Genomic DNA, 16,877 nt, shown 5'->3' with positions numbered 1-16,877 from the left:
GCTGAAAAATGGGCAAGGCAAAGTCGCTGCGCTCCGCTTGCCTTGCTGATCCATTTTTCAGCGCACTCCGACGGCTGGCCCACAAGGGGAAATGCCAGCCGCCTCGCCTGCGGCATCGGGATTGGCGCTCTCTTACGGCATCGCGTGGTTTTATCCTCGCCTGCGGCCTCGTGTGCTTGCTGCTCGCCTGCGGCTTCGATGTGGTGGCTCGCTATCTGATGTAATCCGTCGTCCCTGCGAAAGCAGGGACCCAGTGTCGTCCGTCGCGCCTCTCCGACATCGGCATCCATCACTCACGCTGCATGAATCCTCATCGCATGTTCAGCGACAGGCGTCCGTCCCACTTAATCCGTCATCCTGCGAAGGCAGGGATCCAGCGTCGTCCGTCGCGCTTCCCCGGATGCCGGCATCCATCATTCCCCTCAGCATTCATTGGCGTTTGTCGCGCCAAGAACGTCTTACTTCCAGATCAGCTCGATCATCGGCGCTTCTTCGTAATCCTCGCAGCGGTCGTTGATGGCGGTGCAGCAGAACTCTACGTCTTCCACCAGGTCGGGCAGGCGCTTGTGCAAGTCGGCGCTGCCGCTGATTTCGATGCGCAGCATTTCCTTGGGCTTGAGCTTGAAGCGGGTCATGCCGTCGTCGTCGCGCAGGTATGAGAGGCAGTCGACCCAGGCGTCCATGTTGCGGCCGTAGAAGTCGGGGAAGCCGAAGGCTTGCGCGCATTCGGTGTGGAAGCTGTCCCAGTCGGTGATGCGGTCGCCCGCCAGTTGTACGGTTGCCATGATTGCTGTCGATTCTCTTACGGTGTTGCGGCGGCGGGTTTGTTCGCGCCGGGTTTGGGATCGGTGACGAAGCCGAGCTTGGTCAGACCCGCGCCTTGCGCGGCGGACATGACTTCGGCGATGGTTTCGTAACGGGTGGATTTGTCGGCGCGCAGCTGCATTTCAGGCTGCGGTTGCTTGGCGGCCGCGGAGGCCATGCGCTGGTCCATTTCGGCGGCGCTGACGGGCTGGTCGTTCCAGTACAGCTTGCCGGCGGCGTCGATGCCGACGGTGACGGTTTCGGGTTTTTCCGGTGCCGGCTGCGACTTGGCGGTGGGCAGGTCGAGCTTGAGCGCATGCGTGAACAGCGGCGCCGAGATGATGAAGATCACCAGCAGCACCAGCATCACGTCGACCATGGGCGTGACGTTGATGTCGGCCATCGGGGCCGAGTTCTGGTTGTCGTTGAATCCGCCGAAGCTCATGACAATCTCCCCGGTTTATTTACGAACGCCGCCGACGCGTTCGCCGGTGGTCAAGTAGGCGTGCAGGTCGTGCGCGAAGCCGTCCAGTTCGGCCAGCACCACGCGGTTGATGCGGGTGAAGGCGTTGTAGGCCAGCACGGCGGGGATCGCCACCACCAGGCCCAGCGCGGTCATGATCAGCGCTTCGCCGACCGGGCCGGCGACCTTGTCGATCTGCACCGTGCCGCTGGCCGAGACCGCCGCCAGCGCGTGGTAGATGCCCCAGACGGTGCCGAACAGGCCGACGAAGGGGGCGGTCGAGCCGACCGAGGCCAACAGCGTCAGCCCGCGTTCCAGGCGCGCGGAGACGCGGTTGATCTCGCGTCGCAGGGTGCGCGTGATCAGCTCGTCAGGGGCGGTGGCGGCGTTCAGCGAGGGCGCGGCCTGTTGACGATTGAAGATGTCGGCGGCGTCCGAGGCGCGCTCGGCCATGGGGGTGTAGATCTGTTCGCTGTCGACGCTTTGCATGGCGGCCATGGCGTCGGCCAGCGTCGGCGCCTGCCAGAACTGTTCCAGCGCGTTGCTGCCGCGGCGGATGCGCCAGGCGGCCCAGGCCTTGGAGAGAATGTAGAACCAGCTGGCGATCGACATGATCAGCAGCAGGTAGGCCACGGAGTGGGAGACGGCATCGCCTTGCGCCCAATAATGGGCAAATCCGGTGTTGGATTCCATGTTGTCTGGTCTTTCAGAAGAGGCCGCCGGAGGCGGCGAAGGAGCAATGGCTTGGAGCGCGGCCGGCCAAAAAAATTCGCTGCCGGACCTGGTCGGGTGCGGCAGCGAATGTCATGGCGGGCCTCGCGGGATCAGGGCTTAGCGAAAGCCCAGCACATCCTGCATGTCGTACAGGCCGGTCTGTTTGCCGCCGAGGAAGCGCGCGGCGCGCAGGCTACCCATGGCGTAGGCGACGCGGCTGGAAGACTTGTGCGAGATTTCGATGCGCTCGCCGATGCCGGCGAACAGCACCGTGTGGTCGCCGATGATGTCGCCGCCGCGCACGGTGGCAAAACCGATCGAGGACGGATCGCGCTCACCGGTCACGCCTTCGCGGGCATAGACGGCGACGTCGTCGAGCTTCTGACCCAGCGCGTCGGCGATGACTTCGCCCATTTTCAGCGCGGTGCCGGAGGGGGCGTCGACCTTGAAGCGGTGGTGGGCTTCGATGATTTCAATGTCGTAGCCCTGGGCGAAATTCTTGGCCGCCATTTCCAGCAGCTTCAGGGTCACGTTCACGCCCACGCTCATGTTGGGCGCAGCCATGATGGCGGTCTTTTGCGCGGCGGCGGCGATGGCGTCCTTGCCCGGTTGTTCAAAACCGGTGGTGCCGATTACTACCTTGACACCATGCGCGGCGCAGTATTCGAGGTGCTTCAGGGTGCCTTCGGGGCGAGTGAAGTCGATCAGCACATTGGCGCCGGCCAAGCCGCGGGCCAGGTCGGATTCGATCTTCACGCCGGTGGACTTGCCGAGGAAAGCACCGGGGTCGGTGCCCACGGCGGCGGAGCCGGGAACGTCCAGCGCGCCGGTGAGCTTGAGGTCGTCGGCGTTGAGGATGGCTTCAATCAGCATGCGGCCCATGCGCCCGGAGGCGCCGGCCACTGCGATGTTCAGTGCGGTCATAGGGTATTCGGATGACGGGTTGCGGTTACTCTTTGGCCGAGGACGGCGCCTGCGGCGCGGCCGGCTTGGTCTCGCTGTTGTTGTTGGTCAGCGCAGCCTTGGAGCCGGTCTTGGCGTCGGTGATCAGCGTCAGGTATTCGCTCTCGGTGGGCAGGTTTTCGCCGCCTTCGATATGGTCGAGCAGGTCGTCCTTGAAGAACACCGAGACGCGGCTGGTGATGATCTCGCCATTGCCCTTGGCCAGGCGGAAGTCATAGTCCCAGCGGTTGACGTGGAACATGTCGTTGAGCAGCGGGGTGCCGAGCACGAAGCGAACCTGGTCGCGCGACAGGCCGGGGCGCAGCTGCGCGACCATTTCCTTGGAGACGAAGTTGCCTTGCTGGATGTCAATGCGATACGGCTTGAGGAAGCCGAACAAGCTGCTGCTCTTGCCGGAGACCTTCACGTTCGAATTGTCGGCGCTGGCCGCCTTTTCAGGCGCCTTGGTCGAGGAGCAACCCGACAGTGCGACAGTCAGCCCCGCGAACAGGACGATCGCGGCATGGTGGGTACGGGACTTCATTCGGGAAAGCATTCGCATAAAGATTTCAACCGGGTTGAGCCATGGGCCTAAAACACTATATGATAAGCCAGATAATCAGGAATTTACTCAACCATGCCTAATAATCCATCCGAACTCAAGGCCAGCGGCCTCAAAGCCACCCTGCCGCGGCTGAAGATCCTGGAGATCTTCCAGAACACCTCCGTGCGCCACCTGAGCGCCGAAGATGTCTACAAGCAATTGCTTTCCGACAATCTCGACGTCGGCCTGGCCACCGTCTATCGCGTGCTGACCCAGTTCGAGCAAGCCGGCCTGCTGCAGCGTAACCACTTCGAGACCGGCAAGGCCGTGTTCGAGCTCAATGAAGGTTCGCACCACGATCACCTGGTCTGCCTGGACTGCGGCAAGGTCGAGGAATTCTTCGACGCCGAGATCGAAAAGCGCCAGCTGAAGATTGCCCAGGAACACGGTTTCGAAATCGCCGATCACGCCCTGGCGCTGTACGGTCATTGCAAGAACTGCAAGAAACTGAAGAAGTGATCCGGATGTAATTGCTTACATCCGTTGCCGCTGCGGCCCAGTTCCTTGCCGGGATTTTTCCCGGCTTTACAGCGGCAATGAAATGAAAAGGCAGTGCAAAGCTTCTGAAGCGTCAATAAAAAAAGCCACGTGGATGCACGTGGCTTTTGTTTTTCCTGCGCGGTGTGCGAGCAGCGGCGATTCAGTGCTGGCTCAATGCGCTGGAGAGCAGCTTGGCGGTGATGTCGACGATCGGAATCACGCGCTCGTAGGCCATGCGGGTGGGGCCGATCACGCCCAGCGTGCCGACGATGCGGCCGTTCACCTCATACGGCGCGGTGACGATGCTCATGTCGTCCATCGGCACCAGTTGCGATTCGCCGCCGATGAAGATCTGCACCCCGGTGGCCTTGCTGGACACGTCCAGCAGCTGCAAGAGACCGGTCTTCTGCTCGAACATGTCGAACAGGCGGCGCAGCGAATTCATGTTGGAGGAAAGATCGGTCACTGACAGCAGGTTGCGTTCGCCGGAGATGACCACGTTGTTGTCGGCATCCTCGTTCATGGCGTCGCTGCCGGCTTCGACCGCGGCCTGCATCAGCACCGTCATGTCGTCGCGCAGCTGGCGCAGTTCGCTTTGCAGGCGCAAGCGCACCTGCTCGAAGGACTGGCCGGCGTAGTGCTGGTTGATGTAGTTGGCGGCCTGGGTCAGCTGGCTCGGCGTGTAATCGACATCGGTCAGCAGCATGCGGTTCTGCACGTCGCCCCCGTGGTCGACGATCACCAGCAGGATGCGTTTCTCGGACAGCCGCAGGAACTCGATCTGCTGGAACGCCGACTCGCGCTTGGGCGTCATGACCACGCCGGCGAACTGCGACAGCGAGGACAGCACCTGGGCGGCGTTGGTGATGATCTTTTGCGGCGAGGAGTTCTGCAGGCGGCTTTGCAGGCGGCCTTCCAACGCGCTTTCGTCGATCGCCTCCACCGTCAGCAGGGTGTCGACGAACATGCGATAGCCGCGCGGCGTGGGCACCCGGCCGGCCGAGGTGTGCGGGCTGGCGACGAAGCCCATCTCTTCGAGATCGGCCATGATGTTGCGGATGGTGGCCGGCGACAGCTCCAGGCCGGACAGTTTCGACAGCGCGCGCGAACCCACGGGCTGGCCGTCGGCAATGTACCGTTCGACCAGCGCCTTCAGGAGTGTGCGGGCGCGGTTATCGAGTTGCATAAGCCATATTCTAACGAGTTATCGGCGAAAAAGGCCGCCGACGGCGGCCCGGGTGATTGTGCGGGGCGTCGGCCTCAGGATTGCGCGGCCTGGGCGTCCAGCCAGTCGCGCAGCTCGTGCAGGTCGCGGCATACGGCGTCGGGCACGATGCCCTCGGGCAGGGCGCGGTCGAAACGGTTCATCCACACCGCGCGCAGGCCGGCCTGCTGCGCACCCTGTACATCCAGATACGGCTCGTCGCCGACGTAGACGGTCTCGCCGGGCGCCACGCCCAAGGCCTCGCAGGCGGCATGGAAGATGGCGGCGTCCGGCTTGGCGCGGCCGAAACGGTGCGCCGCGATGGAGACCCCGAAGTGGCCGGCCAGGCCGATACGTTCGAGGTCGGCGAAGCCGTTGGAGACGCTGCCCAGCGCCAGCGTTTGCTTCAGGCGCTGCAGCGCCGGTTCGACGTCGCCGAACAGCTCCACAGTGCTGCGCGCCTGCGAGAACAGCGCCATTGCTTCTTCCACCAACGCCAGGTCTTCGCCATGTTCGGTGAAGACGTCGGACAGTGCCGCATGGCGCAGCTTCCACAGGTCGATGCGGTAGAGCGGGTCGGTCTGCATCAGCGCCATGCGCCGCTCGCGCAGGCTGGCTACGGTGTGGGCGGCGGCCACGCGCGGGGCGTTGGTTTGCAGCCATTCATAGAGCAGCGCTTCGGCGCGCACCAGCACCGGTTCGATCGCCCATAGCGTATCGTCGAGGTCGAACAGCACGGCCTTGACGGCGGGGCGGGAGGCGCGCGTGGGCGCGGAAGAGGCGGTGGTATTCATCACAAAGTCATCTCAAATTATGGTCTAATCCGCAGCATGTGGCCCATCAAATTACCCGTCCAGGCAGCCGTACCCAAAACCGTCGCGATCGTCGGCAAGTTCCAAGCCGTCGGCATTGCGCAGCTCTTGTCCGATATCGCGGTCTTCCTCGAGTCGCACGGGCACACCGTGGTGTTTGAAGAAGAGACCGCGCACAACATCGCGCTGCAGGGCTACGACAGCATGACGCCGGAGCAGATCGGCACCCACGCCGATGTGGCCATCGTGGTCGGCGGCGACGGCACCATGCTGGGCATCGCGCGCCAGCTGGCGCCGTACAACGTGCCGCTGATCGGCATCAACCAGGGGCGTCTGGGCTTCATCACGGATATTCCCCAGGACCGAATGATACCGGCTCTGGGCGAGATGCTGGACGGCAAGGTCGAAGCCGAGTCGCGCTCGTTGCTGGAGGCGCGGGTCTACCGCGAGGGCGGCGAGATCTTCCGCGCGCTGGCGTTGAACGATGTGGTGGTGGCGCGTGGCTCCACCTCCGGCATGGTTGAGCTGCGGGTGGAGGTCGATGGGCGCTTCATGTACAACCAGCGTTCGGACGGCCTGATCGTGGCCACCCCGACCGGCTCCACCGCGTATTCGCTCTCGGCCGGCGGCCCGATCCTGCATCCCAGCCTGCACGGCATCGTGCTGGTGCCGATTTCACCGCATGCGCTGTCCAATCGCCCCATCACCGTGTCCGACTCCTGCGAGATCGTGATCCAGGTGGTGGCCGGACGCGAGGTCAGCGCCAACTTCGACATGCAGTCGCTGACCAGCGTGCTGCATGGCGACCGCATCGTGATTCGTCGCTCGCAGCACAAGATCACCTTCTTGCATCCCGAGGGCTGGAGCTATTTCGACACCTTGCGGCAGAAGCTGCACTGGAATGAATATCCCTCCATCGAGGGACGATTACAATAATCCGATTCCGTCATGTGGGCAGCGGGTCATCCGCGCGTCATGATGGCAACCGACGCTGCCTGCCTGTCCAACCGTTTCCCGATACCACCATGCTGCGTACCCTCACGATCCGCGACTTTGTGATTGTCGATGCCATCGAGCTCGAATTCGCGCGCGGGTTTTCCGTCTTCACCGGCGAGACCGGCGCCGGCAAATCCATCCTGATTGATGCCCTGGCGCTGGCGCTGGGCGGACGCGGCGACGCCAGCGTGGTGCGCGAGGGCGCGGCCAAGGCCGACATCACCGCTGACTTCGCCGCCACGCCCGAGGTGCAGGCCTGGCTGGACGAACACGAATTTGCCGACGAAGACGGCGGCGTGCTGTTGCGCCGCGTGATCGACAACGCCGGCCGCTCCAAGGCCTACGTCAACGGCATTGCCGCCACCGCCACGCAGTTGCGCGAGCTGGGCGAGATGCTGGTCGACATCCACGGCCAGCACGCGCACCAGTCCCTGCTGCGCGCCGATGCCCAGCGCCAGTTGCTGGACAGCCAGGCCGGTCTGCTGGAGACCGCGCGCGACGTTGCCACGGCGTACAAGACCTGGCGCGCGCTGGCGCGGCAGCGTGAAGAGTTCGAACAGAACGCGCGCAACGTGCTGCTGGAGCGCGAACGCCTGGAATGGCAGGTGGCCGAGCTGGAAAAGCTGGCCGTCAAGCCAGGCGAGTGGGCCGAGATCAGCGCCGAGCACAGCCGCCTGTCGCATGCCGCAGCGCTGATCGGCGGCGCGCAGGAGGCGCTGTCGGCGATCTCGGAATCGGAGTCGCCGATTCTGTCGCAGCTGTCGTCGATTACGCAAAAGCTGGGCAAGCTGGTCGACGTGGATTCGGCGTTGAAGCCGGTGCTCGACTCGCTGGAGCCGGCGCAGATCCAGCTGCAGGAGGCGGTGTATTCCCTCAACGATTACCTCGGCCGGGTCGAGCTCGATCCGGCGCGCCTGCACGCGGTGGAAGAGCGGCTGGAAGCAGTGCATTCCACCGCCCGCAAGTTCCACGTGCAACCGGACGACCTGCCGCAGGAATACCAGAGCCTGTCGGAGCAGCTCAAGCAACTGGCCGACGCCAGCGACCTCGATGCGTTGCGCGCGCAGGAGGAAAAGCTGAAGGCGGCCTACCTCGCGCTGGCCGGCAAGCTTTCCAAGGCGCGCGCCAAGGCCGCAGCCGCGCTGGGCGAGGCTGTGACCGCCGCAATGCAAGACCTGTCGATGGCGGGCGGGCGTTTTGCCATCGCGTTGAACGAAGCCGAGCCGGCCGCATACGGCCTGGAGCAGGTCGAGTTTTTGGTGGCCGGGCATGCCGGCGTGGCGCCACGCCCGCTGGCCAAGGTCGCCTCGGGCGGCGAGCTGGCGCGCATCTCGCTGGCGATCTCGGTGATCGCCTCGGCGGCCACCAGCACGCCCACGCTGATCTTCGACGAAGTCGACAGCGGCATCGGCGGCGCCGTGGCCGAGGTGGTGGGCCGGCTGTTGAAGCGCCTGGGGCAGGAGCGCCAGGTGTTGTGCGTGACCCACCTGCCGCAGGTGGCCAGCCAGGCCAACCAGCACTTCCAGGTCAGCAAGCGCAGCGAAGCCGGCAAGACGCTGTCGCAGATCGACGGCCTGGACGCCAAGGAGCGCGTGGAGGAAATCGCCCGCATGCTGGGCGGCCTGGAAATTACCGCCACTACCCGCAAGCACGCGCGCGAATTGCTGGCTTCCTGAACGCGCGGCACTTTCCAAGAACAAGAGATCGATGGCCTTTCGCAAAGAACCCAATCACACCCACGGCGCCCTGCCGTCCACTGCGGTGGTGCTGGTCAACCTCGGCACGCCGGACGCGCCCGACACACCCGCGCTGCGGCGCTACCTGAGGCAGTTCCTGTCGGACCCGCGGGTGGTGGAGATTCCGCGCGCCGTCTGGTGGTTCATCCTCAACGGCATCATCGTGCCGTTCCGTTCGTCGAAGTCGGCGCAGAAGTACGCCAGCATCTGGACCGAACGCGGCTCGCCGCTGAGGGTGCATACCGAAGGCCAGGCCGCGGCGCTGGGCGCACAACTGGCCGCGCGCGGGCATCACCAGCTGAAGGTGGTCCATGCGATGCGCTACGGCAGCCCGGCGCTGCCCGATGTGCTGGACCGGCTCAAGGCCGAGGGCTGTACGCGCATCCTGGTGCTGCCGGCGTATCCGCAATATTCCGGCACCACTACCGCCTCCATCTTCGACGCGGTGTTTGCCCACTATCGCCAGGTGCGCAATATCCCCGAGCTGCGCCTGATCCGTGACTACCACGACCACGACGGCTACATCCAGGCCCTGCGCCAGTCGGTGCTCGACCATTGGGCGTTGCATGGCAAGCCGGAAAAGCTGGTGATGAGTTTTCACGGCGTGCCCAAGCGTACGCTGCTGCTGGGCGATCCTTATCATTGCGAATGCCACAGCACGGCGCGCCTGCTGGCCGAGTCGCTGGGTTTGTCGCAGGACGAATATCTGGTGACCTTCCAGTCGCGCTTCGGCAAGGCCGAATGGCTGCAGCCCTATACCGCGCCGACGCTGCAAGAGCTGGCGCGCCAGGGCGTGCGCCGGGTCGACGTGATGTGCCCTGGTTTCACCAGCGACTGCCTGGAAACCCTGGAAGAAATCGCCATGGAGGGCAAGGACGAGTTCCTCCACGCCGGCGGCCAGGAATTCCACTTCATCGCTTGCCTGAACGAGTCGCCGGCATGGATTGCCGGCATGGTCGACGTCGCCGAGCAACACCTGGCCGGCTGGCCGACCATGAGCAACGCCGCCGCGCGCGAGGAAATGGCGCGCCAGGCGCAGATTGCGGCCGAGCGCGCCGCCGCCATGGGGGCGGGCAGCTGAGGCTGGTTTTCCCTTCATTTGGCCGCGGCTGCCTTGTTGCCGTTGTTCTCTTGCCGCGGATGCGCCGATTCGGCGGAAAGCCGCCTGCGGCCTGCTAGAATAGCGGGCTCGGTGCTTGCGCGCGGGCAATCTTTCGCTTGTTGGAATGGCAATTCGCGCGAGGCTGAATCGCTGTCTCTTCCCTAGAAGAACAATGAGGAGGCTGGCGGGTGGCTTGCCGGTCTTGCGGATAAGGCTCTACAACGAGTCTACAGCGCGAACAGGCCCACCAAGTGGGAATAGCTGATCCAGGCAGTGGCCAGCAGGCTGTAGGCGGCGACCAGGATGGTGGCCGCAATCAGTGGCAGTTTCATGGTGTTACCCCATTAGATGGAACGGGGCCCGGAGGTCCAGACCGGGCAGCGCCGCGTCCAGGTCGCGCTGAGCGCGAAACGGCTCAGGCTTGAATTCATCTTAGGTCAAGGTCGTATTAACTTGAAGATGAGCTCGGTAATTTCTGTAACAGCCGGTAACACTTTCGGCCTTGAGACAGCAGAAATAGGCAAGAAACCAAGGAAAACAGGGCAAGAAGCCCTTGAAAATTCAGGGGTATGCCATATTTGAGCGGCATCGCCGCGTCGGCAGGCGGGAAACAAGCCCTGCAGCCGCACATCACTGATTGATTTGTTGGAGGTAATTCAGGAATGCAAGACATGGAAAAACAGGAAGCGCAGAACGAACAGCAAGCTGCAGCCGCCGCTGACGCCGCAGCCGAAGGCGTCCAGGCCGCTCCTGCCGAGCCCACCGTGGAAGACAAGCTGGCCGCGGCCGAAGCCAAGGTTGCCGAGATGCAGGACGCCTTCCTGCGCGCCCGCGCCGAAGGCGAGAACATCCGCCGCCGCGCCCAGGACGATATCGCCAAGGCCCACAAGTTCGCCATCGAAGGTTTCGCCGAGTCGCTGCTGGCCGTCAAGGACAGCCTGGAAATGGCCCTGAAGATCGAAAACGCCTCGCTGGAGTCGCTCAAGGAAGGCGTGGACATGACCCTGAAGCAACTGTCCTCGGCGTTCGAGAAGAACAAGCTGCAGGAAGTCAGCCCGCAAACCGGCGAAAAGCTCGATCCGATGAAGCACCAGGCGGTTTCCGCCGTGCCGGCCGAGCAGGACGCCAACACCGTGGTGGCCGTCTTGCAAAAGGGCTACATGATTTCCGACCGTCTGCTGCGCCCGGCGCTGGTGACGGTGGCGCAGGGAAAGTAAGCGACGGGGCGCCGGGGAGAAAAAGGCACAAAATTTGCTTTTCGGCCTGGTTCCGGCGCTTGAAAGTCCGTCTTCCCTCCACATATTAAAACTATCAAAAACTACTGTAGCCCGGCATCCAGGGCTGAAAGAACGAAGGAAAAATCATGGGAAAAATCATTGGCATTGACCTGGGCACCACCAACTCTTGCGTTTCCGTCATGGAAGGCAACGTGCCCAAGGTGATCGAGAACTCGGAAGGCGCGCGCACCACGCCCTCCATCATCGCTTACCAGGAAGACGGCGAGATCCTCGTCGGCGCACCCGCCAAGCGCCAGGCTGTCACCAACCCGCGCAACACCATCTACGCGTCCAAGCGTCTGATCGGCCGCAAGTTCCAGGAAAAGGAAGTGCAGAAGGACATCAACCTGATGCCCTACGAGATCGTGGCCGCCGACAACGGCGACGCCTGGATCGGCGTGCGCGACAAGAAGCTGGCGCCGCCGCAGATCTCGGCTGAAGTCCTGCGCAAGATGAAGAAGACCGCCGAAGACTACCTCGGCGAAGAAGTCACCGAAGCCGTGATCACCGTGCCGGCCTACTTCAACGACGCGCAGCGCCAGGCGACCAAGGACGCCGGCCGCATCGCCGGCCTGGACGTCAAGCGCATCATCAACGAGCCGACCGCGGCTGCACTGGCCTTCGGCCTGGACAAGGCAGAGAAGGGCGACCGCAAGATCGCCGTGTATGACTTGGGCGGCGGCACCTTCGACGTGTCGATCATCGAGATCGCCGACGTCGACGGCGAAAAGCAGTTCGAAGTGCTGTCCACCAACGGCGACACCTTCCTGGGCGGCGAAGACTTCGACCAGCGCCTGATCGACTACATCATCGACGAGTTCAAGAAGATCAACGGCCTGGACCTGTCCAAGGACGCCATCGCCCTGCAGCGCATCAAGGCTTCCGCCGAGCGCGCCAAGATCGAGCTGTCGTCCTCGCAGCAGACCGAAATCAACGAGCCGTACATCGCCATGGCCAACGGCGCGCCGGTTCACCTGAACCTGAAGATCACCCGCGCCAAGCTGGAGTCGCTGGTGGAAGAGCTGATCGCCAAGACCATCGAACCCTGCCGCACCGCCATCAAGGATGCCGGCGTGAAGGTGTCCGACATCGACGACGTGATCCTGGTGGGCGGCATGACCCGCATGCCCAAGGTCATCGAGAAGGTCAAGGAGTTCTTCGGCAAGGATCCGCGCCGTGACGTCAACCCGGACGAAGCCGTCGCCGTGGGCGCCGCGATCCAGGGTTCGGTCCTGTCGGGCGACCGCAAGGACGTGCTGCTGCTGGACGTGACCCCGCTGTCGCTGGGCATCGAGACCATGGGCGGCGTCATGACCAAGATGATCAAGAAGAACACCACCATCCCGACCAAGTTCAGCCAGGTGTTCTCGACTGCCGACGACAACCAGCCGGCCGTGACCATCAAGGTCTACCAGGGTGAACGCGAAATGGCCGCCGGCAACAAGGGCCTGGGCGAATTCAACCTGGAAGGCATCCCGCCGGCGCCACGCGGCACCCCGCAGATCGAAGTGACCTTCGACATCGACGCCAACGGCATCCTGCACGTGGGCGCCAAGGACAAGGCCACCGGCAAGGAAAACAAGATCACCATCAAGGCGAACTCGGGCCTGAACGAAGACGAGATCGAAAAGATGGTGCGCGACGCCGAGGCCAACGCCGAGGAAGACAAGAAGCTGCGTGAACTGGCCGAGAGCCGCAACCAGGGCGACGCGCTGGTGCACTCGACCAGGAAGGCGCTGGGCGAATACGGCGACAAGCTGGCTGCCGGCGAGAAGGAAGTCATCGAAGCCGCCATCAAGGAGCTGGAAGACGTCCTGAAGGGCGACGACAAGGCCGCCATCGACGCCAAGACCGCCGCGCTGGGTACTGCTGCGCAAAAGCTGGGCGAGAAGATGTATGCCGACCAGCAGGCGCAAGCCGCTGCCGGCGGCGCGGCCGGCGCTGGTGCTGCCGAAGGCGCGACCGGCCAGGCCCAGCCCAAGGACGACAACGTCGTCGACGCGGACTTCAAGGAAGTGAAGTAATCCGAGTCTGATCGCAAGATCGGACCTCGCGCCCGGGGCGCGATGCGCGTGGAAATCCATGCGCATTGCGCGGCCCGGGCGGATTTTTGAGATGCATCATCCCGGGTCGCGCGGCAGCAACAGCGCGGCAGGGCACGCCGAGTCCCGCAGCCTCAACAGCTGAACTCGGCTTTTTCACATTGTTGGTTTCCGCAGTTAATCACCGCGAAACACAATAACAAGGTGGGTTACACGAAATGGCAAAACGCGATTTTTACGAAATTCTCGGCCTGGCGAAAAACGCCACCGATGACGAAATCAAGAAGGCTTATCGCAAGCTGGCGATGAAGTACCATCCTGACCGCAACCCGGACAGCAAGGGCGCGGAAGAGAAGTTCAAGGAGGTCAAGGAAGCCTACGAGATGCTGTCCGATCCGCAGAAGCGCGACGCCTACGACCGCTACGGCCATGCCGGCGTCGACCCCAACATGGGTGCCGGCGGCGGCGCCGGCGCGGGCGGTTTTGCTGACGCCTTCGGCGATATCTTCGGCGACATCTTCGGCGGCGGCGGTGGTCGCGGTCGCAATTCGGGCCCGCAGGTGTACCGCGGCGCAGACCTGCGCTACAACCTCGAGATCACGCTGGAGCAGGCCGCCCACGGCTTCGAGACCACCATTCGCGTGCCGTCCTGGGACGAGTGCGATACCTGCCACGGCAGCGGCGCCAAGCCCGGCACCTCGCCGGTGACCTGCTCGACCTGCGGCGGCCACGGCCAGGTGCGCATGCAGCAGGGCTTCTTCAGCATCCAGCAGACCTGCCCGAAGTGCCACGGCAGCGGCAAGGTGATCCCCGAGCCGTGCCCGACTTGCGCCGGCGCCGGCCGTATCAAGCGCAACAAGACGCTGGAAGTGAAGATTCCGGAAGGCATCGACGACGGCATGCGCATCCGCTCCTCCGGCAACGGCGAGCCGGGCGTCAACGGCGGTCCTCCGGGCGACCTGTATGTGGAAATCCACATCAAGCCGCACGACGTGTTCCAGCGCGACGGCGACGACCTGCATTGCGAGATGCCGATCTCCTTCGCCAAGGCGGCGCTGGGCGGCGAGATCGAAGCGCCTACGCTCAACGGCAAGGCCTCCTTCTCGATCCCCGAGGGCACGCAGTCGGGCAAGACTTTCCGTCTGCGCGGCAAGGGTATCAAGGGCGTGCGCTCGGGTTTCCCCGGCGACCTGTTCTGCCACGTAGTGGTCGAGACCCCGGTCAAGCTGACCGAGCGCCAGAAGGAGCTGCTGCGCGAGTTCGAGCAGTTGACCACCGAAGGCGGCGCCAAGCACAGCCCGCAGACCAAGACCTGGAAGGACAAGGTTAAGGAGTTCTTCGAGTAAGGCATGACGGGAAGGCGTGCAGTTCGTGCTGCATTCCTGAAGAGAAAAACGGCCGGCCGCAAGCCCGGCCGTTTTTTCTTGCCTGCGGCCTTTGCGGCGAGAGCTGCGCAGATCGTGCAGATCGTGCAGATCGTGCAGATCGTATTGTGCGTTTCAATCCCGCCAATGAAAAAGCCCGGCATGTGCCGGGCTTTTCTTATCTTATCCACAGCCGTCCTGTCGAACGACGACATACGCGCGCATCAGAAGCAGTGCTCCTGTGCCGGGAAGCTGCCGTCCTTGACTGCAGCCACGTAGGCCTTCAGCGCGTGCTCGATACTGTCGGCGCCCTCCATGAAGTTGCGCACGAAGCGGCTCTTGTGGCCGGGGAACACGCCCAGCATGTCGTGCATCACCAGCACCTGGCCCGAGCAGTCGGGGCCGGCGCCGATGCCGATGGTGGGAATGCTGATGCGGTCGCTGACTTCCTTGCCCAGTGCTGCCGGCACCGCCTCAATCACGACCAGCGATGCGCCGGCCTGTTGCACTGCCAGCGCGTCGGCATGCAGCTGGGTGGCGCCGTCGCTGGTCTTGCCCTGCACCTTGAAGCCGCCCAGCTGGTGAACCGACTGCGGCGTCAGGCCGATATGGGCGCACACCGGGATGCCCCGCTCGGTCAGGAACTTGATGGTGTCGGCCAGCCAGACGCCGCCTTCCAGCTTGATCATCTGCGCGCCGGCCTGCATCAGGATGGCGGCATTGCGAAACGCATCCTCGCGGGTGGCGTAGGTGCCGAAGGGCAGGTCGGCAATCACCAGCATGGTGCCGGCGCCGCGCGCCACGCTGGCGGTGTGGTAGGCGATGTCGTTAATGGTCACCGGCAGCGTCGAGTTGTGGCCCTGGCACACCATGCCCAGCGAGTCGCCGATCAGCACGGTCTCCACGCCGGCGCGTTCCATCAGCGTGGCGAAGCTGGCGTCGTAGCAGGTCAGCATGGTGATCTTGTCACCCTTGGCGCGCATGGCCTGCAGCGCGTGTGTGGTGACCGGTTTGGTGCGCGCGGCGCCCGGTTCCTGAAGATAGCCTGCCATTGGAAATCAACCTCCCTGATTGAGAAAGGCGCGCTTGCCGCGCATCGCTTCGATGTGCTGCAGCAGTACCTGGAGATCGGCGTCGTTGTGGGCCGGATCCAGGTGCTCGGTATTGACGGTCAGTACCGGCGTCTCTTCGTAGTGATAGAAAAAATTGCTGTAGCTGTCGGACAGCTGCTGCAGATAGTCGGAGGAAATCGCTTCCTCCATCCCGATGCCGCGTTGGGCGATGCGCGCCAGCAGCGTTGGCGTCGGCGCCTGCAGGTAGATCACCAGGTCTGGCAGGCGCACCTGCGGACGCAGTTGCGCGTGCAGCGCCTGATAGAGCTGCAGTTCATCGCCGGCCAGGGTCAGCTGGGAGAACAAGGCATTCTTCTCCAGCATGAAGTCGGCGACGAAACGTTCGGCCGCCAGCGCCGGATCGAGCGGCGCCTGCAGTTGCGCAATACGTTGCAGCAGGAAGAAGGTCTGGGTCTGGAACGCGTGGCGGCCGGCATCGCGGTAGAAGGCCTCGAGGAAAGGATTGTCGGCCGGCTGCTCAAGGATCGCGCCGGCGCCGAACAGCGTCGCCAGCCGCGTGGCCAGCGAAGTCTTGCCAACCCCGATGGGGCCTTCGATTGCGATGTAGCGATAGCTTTCCAGTTCCATGTTTCCCTTGCTTGCTTTCAGGGCGCACGCCGGGTGCGATCGGGTGCGGCATTGTAGATGATTTCGCCGCGGCGTTCCGGCCGCGGGGATCCCGGGGGACGGCGAGTGCGGACGGCTGCCGCCTCAGGTGCGGAAGATGAAGTACACCGCGCCCACCAGGCACAGGCCAGCCCACAGGTAATCGAGCTTGAAGGGCTGGTTCATGTAGAGCATGGCGAAGGGCACGAACACGGTCAGCGTGATCGCCTCCTGCATGATCTTCAGCTGCGCCAGGCTGAACTGGGTGTAGCCGATGCGATTGGCCGGCACTTGCAGCAGATATTCAAACAGGGCAATGGCCCAGCTGATGAGCGCGGCGATCCACCAGGGCTTGGCGGCCAGGCTGCGCAAGTGACCATACCAAGCCACGGTCATGAACATGTTGGACAGGGCCAGCAGACCGGCAGTTTGCAACCAGACGGGAATGGAATTGAACATGGGATGAGGATTTATTTGGTTTGAGTTGTCTTTTTAATAATTAATATGTGCGGGCGCCGCCCCCGGCGATGCGTGGCCGATAATTCAGCGGGAAATTGGCCTTTATTCCTCCCAAGGCTATTCTGGTCACGCCTGCACAATCAGGCTGGGACCTCTTCGG

General features: G+C 63.6%; 18 protein-coding genes. 7 read left to right on the top strand and 11 right to left on the bottom strand.

Annotated elements, in window-relative coordinates:
- From J8I26_RS19690 to J8I26_RS19665, 6 genes are all read right to left on the bottom strand, one after another.
- Positions 1–290 (bottom strand): hypothetical protein (locus J8I26_RS19690; protein WP_209608809.1); only part of this gene is annotated, 290 nt, incomplete at its 3' end.
- Positions 291–458: 168 nt separating this feature from the next.
- Positions 459–785: a barstar family protein gene (locus J8I26_RS19685; protein ID WP_209608808.1), complete on the bottom strand. Its 327-nt coding sequence runs from the start codon at positions 783–785 to the stop codon at positions 459–461.
- Positions 786–802: 17 nt separating this feature from the next.
- Entirely contained in the window at positions 803–1,249 is a 447-nt protein-coding gene (locus J8I26_RS19680; protein WP_209608807.1) for a biopolymer transporter ExbD, read from the bottom strand.
- A gap of 15 nt (positions 1,250–1,264) precedes the next feature.
- Positions 1,265–1,960: a MotA/TolQ/ExbB proton channel family protein gene (locus tag J8I26_RS19675; RefSeq protein WP_209608806.1), complete on the bottom strand. Its 696-nt coding sequence runs from the start codon at positions 1,958–1,960 to the stop codon at positions 1,265–1,267.
- A 138-nt stretch (positions 1,961–2,098) separates the two neighbouring features.
- Positions 2,099–2,905 carry a 4-hydroxy-tetrahydrodipicolinate reductase gene (gene dapB, locus J8I26_RS19670; protein WP_209608805.1) on the bottom strand — a complete coding sequence of 269 codons (807 nt, stop codon included), beginning with the start codon at positions 2,903–2,905 and terminating at the stop codon, positions 2,099–2,101.
- 25 nt (positions 2,906–2,930) lie between these two features.
- Positions 2,931–3,467, bottom strand: coding sequence for an outer membrane protein assembly factor BamE (locus J8I26_RS19665; RefSeq protein WP_209608804.1), 537 nt, complete (start codon positions 3,465–3,467; stop codon positions 2,931–2,933).
- 93 nt (positions 3,468–3,560) lie between these two features.
- On the opposite strand from J8I26_RS19665, the gene fur reads away from it, so the two are divergent.
- Complete coding sequence (gene fur, locus J8I26_RS19660) at positions 3,561–3,986, top strand: ferric iron uptake transcriptional regulator (protein ID WP_013232645.1); 426 nt, start codon at positions 3,561–3,563, stop codon at positions 3,984–3,986.
- Between the two features lie 181 nt (positions 3,987–4,167).
- Here the strand turns inward: fur and hrcA are convergent, their stop codons facing one another.
- Positions 4,168–5,193 carry a heat-inducible transcriptional repressor HrcA gene (gene hrcA / locus J8I26_RS19655; RefSeq protein WP_209608803.1) on the bottom strand — a complete coding sequence of 342 codons (1,026 nt, stop codon included), beginning with the start codon at positions 5,191–5,193 and terminating at the stop codon, positions 4,168–4,170.
- A gap of 74 nt (positions 5,194–5,267) precedes the next feature.
- Positions 5,268–6,005: an HAD family hydrolase gene (locus J8I26_RS19650; RefSeq protein ID WP_209608802.1), complete on the bottom strand. Its 738-nt coding sequence runs from the start codon at positions 6,003–6,005 to the stop codon at positions 5,268–5,270.
- 36 nt (positions 6,006–6,041) lie between these two features.
- Between J8I26_RS19650 and J8I26_RS19645 the strand changes: the two genes are divergently transcribed.
- The 6 genes from J8I26_RS19645 to dnaJ all read left to right on the top strand — a co-directional run bounded on the left by J8I26_RS19645 (position 6,042) and on the right by dnaJ (position 14,522).
- Positions 6,042–6,959, top strand: coding sequence for an NAD kinase (locus tag J8I26_RS19645; RefSeq protein WP_209608801.1), 918 nt, complete (start codon positions 6,042–6,044; stop codon positions 6,957–6,959).
- A gap of 89 nt (positions 6,960–7,048) precedes the next feature.
- Positions 7,049–8,695 carry a DNA repair protein RecN gene (recN, locus tag J8I26_RS19640; RefSeq protein WP_209608800.1) on the top strand — a complete coding sequence of 549 codons (1,647 nt, stop codon included), beginning with the start codon at positions 7,049–7,051 and terminating at the stop codon, positions 8,693–8,695.
- Between the two features lie 31 nt (positions 8,696–8,726).
- The gene (hemH, locus tag J8I26_RS19635) at positions 8,727–9,836 is read left to right on the top strand and encodes a ferrochelatase (RefSeq protein ID WP_209608799.1); all 1,110 of its coding nucleotides are present in this window, start codon (positions 8,727–8,729) and stop codon (positions 9,834–9,836) included.
- A 683-nt stretch (positions 9,837–10,519) separates the two neighbouring features.
- Positions 10,520–11,074, top strand: a complete 555-nt coding sequence (gene grpE / locus J8I26_RS19630) for a nucleotide exchange factor GrpE (RefSeq protein ID WP_209608798.1) — start codon at positions 10,520–10,522, stop codon at positions 11,072–11,074.
- A 146-nt stretch (positions 11,075–11,220) separates the two neighbouring features.
- Complete coding sequence (dnaK, locus tag J8I26_RS19625; RefSeq protein WP_209608797.1) at positions 11,221–13,158, top strand: molecular chaperone DnaK; 1,938 nt, start codon at positions 11,221–11,223, stop codon at positions 13,156–13,158.
- 236 nt (positions 13,159–13,394) lie between these two features.
- Positions 13,395–14,522 carry a molecular chaperone DnaJ gene (gene dnaJ / locus J8I26_RS19620; RefSeq protein ID WP_209608796.1) on the top strand — a complete coding sequence of 376 codons (1,128 nt, stop codon included), beginning with the start codon at positions 13,395–13,397 and terminating at the stop codon, positions 14,520–14,522.
- A gap of 242 nt (positions 14,523–14,764) precedes the next feature.
- Here the strand turns inward: dnaJ and panB are convergent, their stop codons facing one another.
- The 3 genes from panB to J8I26_RS19605 all read right to left on the bottom strand — a co-directional run bounded on the left by panB (position 14,765) and on the right by J8I26_RS19605 (position 16,717).
- Positions 14,765–15,592: a 3-methyl-2-oxobutanoate hydroxymethyltransferase gene (gene panB / locus J8I26_RS19615; protein ID WP_209608795.1), complete on the bottom strand. Its 828-nt coding sequence runs from the start codon at positions 15,590–15,592 to the stop codon at positions 14,765–14,767.
- Between the two features lie 6 nt (positions 15,593–15,598).
- Positions 15,599–16,240, bottom strand: a complete 642-nt coding sequence (locus J8I26_RS19610) for a deoxynucleoside kinase (protein WP_209608794.1) — start codon at positions 16,238–16,240, stop codon at positions 15,599–15,601.
- Positions 16,241–16,363: 123 nt separating this feature from the next.
- Positions 16,364–16,717 carry a DMT family protein gene (locus J8I26_RS19605; RefSeq protein WP_209608793.1) on the bottom strand — a complete coding sequence of 118 codons (354 nt, stop codon included), beginning with the start codon at positions 16,715–16,717 and terminating at the stop codon, positions 16,364–16,366.
- Positions 16,718–16,877: the final 160 nt, after the last annotated feature.

Source organism: Herbaspirillum sp. LeCh32-8, from assembly GCF_017814915.1.
Classification (GTDB): domain Bacteria; phylum Pseudomonadota; class Gammaproteobacteria; order Burkholderiales; family Burkholderiaceae_D; genus Herbaspirillum.
Note: the sequence above shows the minus strand (reverse complement) of the source record. Positions and strands in the feature narration are given on the sequence as shown.

Excerpts from the sequence above, each read along its gene's own strand:
- J8I26_RS19685 (WP_209608808.1), bottom strand. The coding sequence starts at position 785 with ATGGCAACCGTACAACTGGCGGGCGACCGCATCACCGACTGGGACAGC.
- J8I26_RS19680 (WP_209608807.1), bottom strand. The coding sequence starts at position 1,249 with ATGAGCTTCGGCGGATTCAACGACAACCAGAACTCGGCCCCGATGGCC.
- J8I26_RS19675 (WP_209608806.1), bottom strand. The coding sequence starts at position 1,960 with ATGGAATCCAACACCGGATTTGCCCATTATTGGGCGCAAGGCGATGCC.
- dapB (WP_209608805.1), bottom strand. The coding sequence starts at position 2,905 with ATGACCGCACTGAACATCGCAGTGGCCGGCGCCTCCGGGCGCATGGGC.
- J8I26_RS19665 (WP_209608804.1), bottom strand. The coding sequence starts at position 3,467 with ATGAAGTCCCGTACCCACCATGCCGCGATCGTCCTGTTCGCGGGGCTG.
- fur (WP_013232645.1), top strand. The coding sequence starts at position 3,561 with ATGCCTAATAATCCATCCGAACTCAAGGCCAGCGGCCTCAAAGCCACC.
- hrcA (WP_209608803.1), bottom strand. The coding sequence starts at position 5,193 with ATGCAACTCGATAACCGCGCCCGCACACTCCTGAAGGCGCTGGTCGAA.
- J8I26_RS19650 (WP_209608802.1), bottom strand. The coding sequence starts at position 6,005 with ATGAATACCACCGCCTCTTCCGCGCCCACGCGCGCCTCCCGCCCCGCC.
- J8I26_RS19645 (WP_209608801.1), top strand. The coding sequence starts at position 6,042 with ATGTGGCCCATCAAATTACCCGTCCAGGCAGCCGTACCCAAAACCGTC.
- recN (WP_209608800.1), top strand. The coding sequence starts at position 7,049 with ATGCTGCGTACCCTCACGATCCGCGACTTTGTGATTGTCGATGCCATC.
- hemH (WP_209608799.1), top strand. The coding sequence starts at position 8,727 with ATGGCCTTTCGCAAAGAACCCAATCACACCCACGGCGCCCTGCCGTCC.
- grpE (WP_209608798.1), top strand. The coding sequence starts at position 10,520 with ATGCAAGACATGGAAAAACAGGAAGCGCAGAACGAACAGCAAGCTGCA.
- dnaK (WP_209608797.1), top strand. The coding sequence starts at position 11,221 with ATGGGAAAAATCATTGGCATTGACCTGGGCACCACCAACTCTTGCGTT.
- dnaJ (WP_209608796.1), top strand. The coding sequence starts at position 13,395 with ATGGCAAAACGCGATTTTTACGAAATTCTCGGCCTGGCGAAAAACGCC.
- panB (WP_209608795.1), bottom strand. The coding sequence starts at position 15,592 with ATGGCAGGCTATCTTCAGGAACCGGGCGCCGCGCGCACCAAACCGGTC.
- J8I26_RS19610 (WP_209608794.1), bottom strand. The coding sequence starts at position 16,240 with ATGGAACTGGAAAGCTATCGCTACATCGCAATCGAAGGCCCCATCGGG.
- J8I26_RS19605 (WP_209608793.1), bottom strand. The coding sequence starts at position 16,717 with ATGTTCAATTCCATTCCCGTCTGGTTGCAAACTGCCGGTCTGCTGGCC.